This is a genomic window from Cryobacterium sp. PH31-O1 (assembly GCF_030063455.1).
In the GTDB taxonomy this organism is placed as follows: domain Bacteria; phylum Actinomycetota; class Actinomycetes; order Actinomycetales; family Microbacteriaceae; genus Cryobacterium.
This window is the reverse complement of the sequence record NZ_JASITB010000001.1, coordinates 960,192-966,964: the sequence shown is the minus strand read 5'-3', so window position 1 is coordinate 966,964 and position 6,773 is coordinate 960,192. Positions and strand designations below refer to the sequence as shown.

The following is a 6,773-nucleotide window of genomic DNA, read 5'->3' as shown; positions in this document are numbered from 1 at the left end:
CGCCTCACGGGTGGGCTCATTTTTCGTCTTCTTCGTCACAGCATCAAGTGTCGTCATCACGGCACCTTTCCCGCCAGACCCACGTCCAGCGCGTCAGGCCGGAAACACCGTTTAAGAGACAGTCCCCAACCGGGCGGCTGGATCAGTTTCTCAAGAGGCAGACAAGATCTCCTATGCGCATGCCCGGCACAGTCGCGTGGTGCTCAACCTCATGTTCAACTATGCGCTGAGACAGGACGCGCTGCACCATAATCTGGTGCGTGGCACGAGCCGCCTCAAGCCACCGACGAGCAAGCCGGTCGCGCTCAATCTCGATCATTTGCACGAGGTGCGGCAGGCGGTGTCGTCGTGGCGGAGCGGGCCTGCCGTCAGCGGACCGCGGCCCGATAGTCAGGTCAAGGACGTGATCGAGGTGATGCTCGGCACCAGCGACCGCATTGGAGAGGCGCTCGCCCTGCGCAAACGAGACATCGACGACACGGTGGTTCCCATGCAGGTGACCGTCGCGGGCACCCGGGTGGTTATCAAGGGAAAATCGGTCTACCGCCAAGACCACCCAAAAACATCATCATCGACTCGAACACTGCAGGTGCCAGATTTCACGGCCGACGTATTGCGACCTCGACTCGCCCTCCTTGAGGACGAGCACGACGACCACCTGGTCTTCTTCACTCGGGTCGGGACACCGCTGTCGCCCTACAACGTGCGGCGAACTTTGCGCAAAATGCTCGCCGACGCCGGGCTCTCTGATTTGAAAGTCACGCCGCATACTTTCAGGCGTACCGCCGGCACTGTGATTGCCCGTGCGACCGGCGCGGAGACCGCTGCCGAGGTTCTCGGGAACAGCCCCAAGATCGCGAAGAAACACTACATCGAACCGGAGGAGCCGGCGCCGATTGCTACGCCCGCGCTGCACCTGCAGGTTTTGGCGCCTCGGAGCGCGCCCGCGAACGCGGCACAAGACTGATTTCGTCAGGTGCTGATCGCGAGTGAGACATCTTGTATCCCCAGGGTTGTCCGACAGTCAGAGCTCCCAAGGGTGGTCCCGTATGACGCTTATAAGCGGGATTTCCTTACGGGCAAGGTAAGCGCCACAAGTGTGCTCAGGCTGGCGGCACATTCCAATCTCCACGGGGACGTTTCCGCTGGTGGTCCGGCTTACGAGCGGATGATCAGGGCCCAAAACTTCCCTCGACCACACCTTCGGAGGCGCCTCAATTGCCGCTTGCCGGTCGTCGCGGGCCTGGTCGTGAATATATCCGTAAATCGCATTTACGGGAGAGTTTTTCACCTTGGTCGAATTGTCCCGCCTGGAGCAACGACATTCAATGAGCTAAACGGTAATGTTCATAAACTACGCTTTTGATACCGTGACCTGCAGCGGTGGGACGAGGCGTCGCGGCCCTACTCAGATTGGCTAACCACAGTGAAGCAACTTCCCGGTCTATTGCGCCTGGCGGCCGGGGTCGCGATTGTCATCGCGGTCATTGGCCAGTTCGTCTACAGCGCCGCGCGGGGTCCGATCAATTTTTTCAACTTCTTCGGATACTTCACAACTCAAAGCAACATCATCCTGATGGTCGCTTTCTTCGCCTCGGCTTACTTCATCCTCAGACGTAAAACACAACCATCCTGGGTCGTCTTCCTGCGGGCGGCTGCGACCACGGTCATTGTTCTGGTTGGGCTGGTCTACAACACCCTGCTATCTGGCGCCTCGCTTGCAGGCTCATTCGACCTTCGCTGGTCGAGTAACATCCTGCACGTGATCATCCCGATCTATGCCCTGCTGGACTGGATACTCTTCGCCGATCGCAAGAAGCTGCCATACAGCAAGCTCTGGTTGGTGTTGATCTACCCGATTATCTGGATAGTGGTGATCCTGATCCGCGGAGCCACTGACGGCTGGGTGCCCTACCCCTTCCTCGACCCCGCCACCGGCTACGGATCGGTGGCCGTTTACTGCGTTGCCATCTCGGTCACGACCATAGTCTTTGGCTTCGGGGTGTACGCACTCAGCCGAGTGAAGATAATGAAACTAGACGTCTTGGCGACTACCGCGTCTTAGTACAAAAGAGCAGGCCGGCCAGGCAGGCGACGGCCGCAGCGCCGCGGCGCCGCCAAACGGCAGCCGTCCCGGAGCAGTGCAAAGTTCATCAGCACCGGACGGCTCGCCCGCGCTTTCGCCGCGGCAGGAATGTGGCCGACGCGCACATCGGAAAACGTCGAATACTCGAGGCCACGCTGCCGAGCGAACGTTCCATCCCAATCCTCGACTATCTGCGGTCGCGATCGTGCTCCTGGCTTCCTGGGACCCGAGCGCGCCACCGACCCGCGGTGTCGAGTTGGGACTGCCATGTTGTGGGGGCTCAGCGGGCGAACGCTGCCCGGTTCTCCACCAGGTACTCCCGGACACTTCTCGCCGGGGTTCCGGTCAGGACGTGCACTGTGTCCGTGATGAGGTCCCCGAAGTCATGTCCTTTGCGGACGACGTCGATGAACTGGTGCACCAAACCCCGGGCGGTCCAGGAGTCCAGTCCGCCCGCTCTCAATGCGAGGAAAAACAGCGGTCCTGGCAGGTGAAGGTGTCGAACCGGATAGTTCAACACAGCCGTCAGGTGCGACGCGACATCTGACATTGTCAACAATTCGGGACCGGTTAGGTAATACTCCTTACCCTCGTGTCCCTCGTTGGTCAGCACCGTCGCCGCTACACGGGCAATGTCTTCCGTGTCGATCCACGCCAATACCCCCCGCCCGGCGGTCTGCGGAAACACACCCTTCTTGATCGGTACCGCTGACTGCACCAGATTTTGCATGAACGCACTCGGGCGCAGAATCGTCCATGAACCGGAACGCTGCTTCAACACGGCATCCGTATGGGCCGGAGCGTTGGCCCAGGGGATGGGCGAGTTCGGGTTCGCGTCACCGGTCGATAAGTGCACGACATGTCGAATACCCGCCGCTTGCGCCGCCTCAACACCATGGCGGCCATGCTCCTGCTGCGCTCTCCCTGCAACAGTTAGAAGAAACATTCGGTCGCATGCCTGCAAGGCTTTAGCGATACTGGCTGGTTTCTCTAGATCTCCGAATACCGCTTCAATGCCGTGCTGCTCGAAATCAGCGATCTGTTCTGGTTTGCGGCACATCGCGACGACGGGGTGCCCGTCTCGGGAAAGCTGGGCAACCAACCGACGTCCGATATCGCCGGTCGACCCCGTGACGAGGATCTTCTGGCCTACAGGATGGGACATAATTCTCGATTCTTTGAGAAACAGATAACTGTTTCTCACAATACGCGCCCTACGATGATGGAGTGACCGACCGTATCCAGATCAGCCAAAACGACATCGACAGCGTCTTGATGTGGAGTCTCATCCGAGCTGCCCGACGTGCCGGCCACATCATGACTGAAGCTCTCGAAGGTCATTCCCTCAATCCGGTGCAGTTCGGTGTGTTGGCGCAGCTCGCTGCCGGGGGCACGATGACCCAGGCAGAACTTGCCCGAGCCACCCTCGTCAGGCCACAGAGCATGGCCCCGCTTCTTCAAGGGATGGAGGACATGGGACTGATCAGGCGAAGTCCGCTGCGAGAGCGCGGTCGACCAAATCCCGTGGAGCTCACCAGCGTCGGCGATAAGCGCGTGCACGAGGCTTGGCAATCAGCCCTTGACACCAACGACCTCGGACAAGCAGGAATCGCACCCACCTCTAGCCAGTCCTTGAACTCTCTACTCCTCCAAATCGTCAACAGTATTTAGCCAGGCCTCGGCCCAACACCACTACGCGTGCCCTCACAGAGGCAATGACTGGGACATAAGCCCGCTGAGCGTTGGGTGAGTTCTTGCGAGCGCGAGCACGATCGCGGGCGGCCGTTGGCTAAGCTGACGGTATGCCAGCAGCCTTTTGGATCTGCGCCTCTCTGACACTCATCAGCTCGTTAGTGAGCGGCGGGTACGCTGTGTCCGGCTTGCGCGCCGCAATCCGAGAGTCTCGCCTTCCGTCAATGTATGCGCTGGCAAGAAGCGTGGCTCTTATCGTCGTCGCTGTGGTTGGCCTATTAAGTTCATCGATCGCCTTCGAGGCCGCCGCGGCCCTGGCCGTGGTTCTGGTCCAGGGGTTTGATGCCGTGATCGGTGGCGTGATCTCCGATCGCGTCAAGACCCTAGGGCCTGCGATCACGGCTTTGGTCAACGCCGCCGCGCTCATCTGGATGCTCACGTCCTGACTCATAGCACTCGGCTTGGAGAAGCCCGTTTGAAGGCAATGGGCATCGTTAAATTAGACTCCGCAGACCCTAATCGTGCCCGATGACGGTTCCCCTTACGGGCAGGGGTGGCAGGTTGCAGGGCAAACTGGGCGTCAACCTCCTTGGAGGAGTCGACTCCAGGCGACCTCGTGTTGGAGCTGTCCGGTTTCAGAAAAGAGCCGCACCTGATGCGTTGATGCGAGTGCTAACGCTAGCTCGTTGCTGTCTGCGGAAACGAATCCGACTTTCTGCCAGAAAGGGCCGGAACGTCGGCTGAAGAGCCAGGCTCGATCGGCTCCCGCGTCGGCCGCTCGATCGAGGGCAAAGCGTGCTAATTCGAGGCCCATGCCGTGACCTCGAAGGGCCGGGTCGACGGCCACGCTGCGGATGAGAACGTGGTGGTTGTCGTCGCTGCGCTCGTAGCCCGTGCTGGCCACGATGCGACTGCTTTCCGCGTCGCGTGCGGTCCAAAGTTCCACGGAGGGAGAGTCAAGCCCGCTGAGAGTGAGGTCAGCTGCGCTAAGAAACGCGGTCACGTCCTTCAGATCCGAGGGAGTCGTGGGGGTCAGGTGAAGCATCTTCCCACGATATCGGTCGAGAACACGCGAGCAGATCCCACCTCGCGGATAGTCGTCTTTCGGCTACACGCCAGGGTTGACGATGCGCTCCATCCACGTCTCTGGGGCGCCCAAAGGGGTAAACCCGAGATTGGAATACAGGCCGTGTGCATCGTTGGTCGAGAGGGCGATGCGCCTTAGTTCCAGGGGATCGCACTCCTCGAGAATGCCCGCGATGAGGGCCTTGCCGATGCCGTGAGCGCGAACCGCAGGGTCGACGAAGACATCGCAGAGCCAGGCAAACGTGACGCCGTCGGTGATGACGCGCGCGTAGGCGACCTGTCTGTTGGACACGCTGTCATAGACGCCGTAATTGCGTGATCCGTCGATCGCTGCGTCTTGCCGTGAGCGTGATCGTTCGGGCGCCCAGTAGGTCTGCTCGCTGATCCAACGGTGCACCTGGTCACGGTCGATCTCGGCAACGTCGGATGAGAACCGATAATTTGCATTCATCACCCCATCTAATCGTGTTGACACGAGCCGTGCTGAGTCCGGCCACTTTGGACCGACCGTCAAGCCAATAGTGATTGAATCGGACCGTGCTGGACGAGGTTCCCGGGGGTTCGACATTCGAGCCGTCGTGTGGCCGATATGGTTGCGGAATCATCTCTGTCGGAACTGCTGCTCGAACGTTTTGGTCACCGTTCGGGATTGTTCGTGCGAGGAGCCGACACCGATTGCCACGCCGGCGCTTCACCTGCAGGTTCTGGCGCCGCGCGGGGCGCTTACGCGTGGAGCCCATCCCCAATTGCGACAGCGCCGGCCAGCCGGTTCGCCGCGTTGCGATGCGAGAACATGGGATGATCACGGATGTGAACTAGTACTGCACCGGTAGATACCGCAGCGTTGATCCTGTGCGCCCTTCTCCGAAAGCAGTACTTCTTTAATACTCCGAGTATCGGCCGTGGCCGTGACCGGGCAAACCGGGTGGAGCTACAAGCCGCAAGCGTGTCGAGACGACACGCGGCGTTACCTGCAGAGAAGATCTCGTCGGTGGATCTGTCTGAGGTGGAATGATGCAATTCAATTGTCGTGCCGTGCTGGCGGTGGTGACGGCCGGGGTCGTGGTGTTTGTGGTGTCGGGATGTGGCATGTCGGAGTCCCGGAAGGTGGAAGTGGTGGCGCTTCGGGAGGTTCAGCGACCAAGGTCGGGTGCCGTAGCGTTGTCGTCATGAGCAATGACGCGACCATTTCCATCGACGCCGAGCTGGCCGATGCGCGAGCAGCCACCACGTTTGTGGCCGACCTGCTCGACACGCTCTCTGACGCCGATCTCGACGGCGATTCGCTGCTCCCGGACTGGACTCGGCGCCACGTCGTGGCGCACCTGGCCCAGAATGCTCTCGCCGTCGGGCGCCTGGTGAACTGGGCGGCGACCGGAGTCGAGAACCCCATGTATGAGTCGCGTGAGGTGCGTGACCGTGAAATCGCCGAGACCGCGCTCGTGGCCCCGAAGGTGCTGCGGGCGCTGTTCCACACCGAAGCGGCCGCGCTCACCAGCGCCTGGCTGGCTCTGCCCACGGCTAGCTGGTCGGCGGAGGTGCGTGGCGGGCAGGGTCGCGTGGTGCCGGCATCCGCTACGCTCTGGATGCGCACCCGCGAACTCTGGGTGCACGGCGTCGACCTGAATGTCGGTGCGGGGTTCGACGCCCTGCCAGAACGGATGCTGCGGCGCACGCTGGGCGACGTGGCCGGGTCCTGGCCGGCGAGCAGCATCCGCATGAACGTTGCTGCGCCCTACGCGACGAGCATCGGTGATGACGATGCTGCGAGCGTTGTCTCCGGGAGTCTCGCCGACCTCACAGGCTGGGCGACGGGACGCACGACGTGGGGCATTTCTTCAGAGGAGTCACTGATTCCGTCGGCGCCGCGCTGGCTCTAAATGGCTAATGCTCGACGCTGGTGACGTCG

At 61.1% G+C, this 6,773-nt stretch carries 8 protein-coding genes; 5 read left to right on the top strand and 3 right to left on the bottom strand.

Going from position 1 to position 6,773, the window contains the following annotated elements; translation table 11 throughout:
- Window positions 1-199: 199 nt before the first annotated feature.
- Window positions 200-967 (top strand): site-specific integrase, encoded by a 768-nt coding sequence (locus QMK31_RS04785; RefSeq protein ID WP_283499777.1) that lies wholly within the window; start codon window positions 200-202, stop codon window positions 965-967.
- 459 nt (window positions 968-1,426) lie between these two features.
- Entirely contained in the window at window positions 1,427-2,065 is a 639-nt protein-coding gene (locus QMK31_RS04780) for a Pr6Pr family membrane protein (RefSeq protein WP_283499776.1), read from the top strand.
- A 301-nt stretch (window positions 2,066-2,366) separates the two neighbouring features.
- Here the strand turns inward: QMK31_RS04780 and QMK31_RS04775 are convergent, their stop codons facing one another.
- Window positions 2,367-3,251, bottom strand: a complete 885-nt coding sequence (locus QMK31_RS04775; protein WP_283499774.1) for an SDR family oxidoreductase — start codon at window positions 3,249-3,251, stop codon at window positions 2,367-2,369.
- A gap of 62 nt (window positions 3,252-3,313) precedes the next feature.
- Here QMK31_RS04775 and QMK31_RS04770 point away from each other — a divergent pair, with 62 nt between their 5' ends.
- Entirely contained in the window at window positions 3,314-3,757 is a 444-nt protein-coding gene (locus QMK31_RS04770; RefSeq protein WP_283499773.1) for a MarR family winged helix-turn-helix transcriptional regulator, read from the top strand.
- A gap of 266 nt (window positions 3,758-4,023) precedes the next feature.
- Window positions 4,024-4,224, top strand: coding sequence for a hypothetical protein (locus QMK31_RS04765; RefSeq protein WP_283499772.1), 201 nt, complete (start codon window positions 4,024-4,026; stop codon window positions 4,222-4,224).
- Window positions 4,225-4,358: 134 nt separating this feature from the next.
- Here the strand turns inward: QMK31_RS04765 and QMK31_RS04760 are convergent, their stop codons facing one another.
- Complete coding sequence (locus QMK31_RS04760) at window positions 4,359-4,823, bottom strand: GNAT family N-acetyltransferase (RefSeq protein ID WP_283499771.1); 465 nt, start codon at window positions 4,821-4,823, stop codon at window positions 4,359-4,361.
- A 63-nt stretch (window positions 4,824-4,886) separates the two neighbouring features.
- A complete protein-coding gene (locus QMK31_RS04755; RefSeq protein WP_283499770.1) occupies window positions 4,887-5,315 on the bottom strand; it encodes a GNAT family N-acetyltransferase in 429 nt (142 codons plus the stop codon).
- Window positions 5,316-6,033: 718 nt separating this feature from the next.
- Here QMK31_RS04755 and QMK31_RS04750 point away from each other — a divergent pair.
- Window positions 6,034-6,744: a maleylpyruvate isomerase family mycothiol-dependent enzyme gene (locus QMK31_RS04750; RefSeq protein ID WP_283499769.1), complete on the top strand. Its 711-nt coding sequence runs from the start codon at window positions 6,034-6,036 to the stop codon at window positions 6,742-6,744.
- The last annotated feature ends 29 nt before the right edge of the window (window positions 6,745-6,773 follow it).

Bases quoted from the DNA above. Each gene is read 5' to 3' on its own strand.
- QMK31_RS04760 (WP_283499771.1), bottom strand. From the start codon at position 4,823: ATGCTTCACCTGACCCCCACGACTCCCTCGGATCTGAAGGACGTGACC.
- QMK31_RS04775 (WP_283499774.1), bottom strand. From the start codon at position 3,251: ATGTCCCATCCTGTAGGCCAGAAGATCCTCGTCACGGGGTCGACCGGC.
- QMK31_RS04755 (WP_283499770.1), bottom strand. From the start codon at position 5,315: ATGAATGCAAATTATCGGTTCTCATCCGACGTTGCCGAGATCGACCGT.
- QMK31_RS04750 (WP_283499769.1), top strand. From the start codon at position 6,034: ATGAGCAATGACGCGACCATTTCCATCGACGCCGAGCTGGCCGATGCG.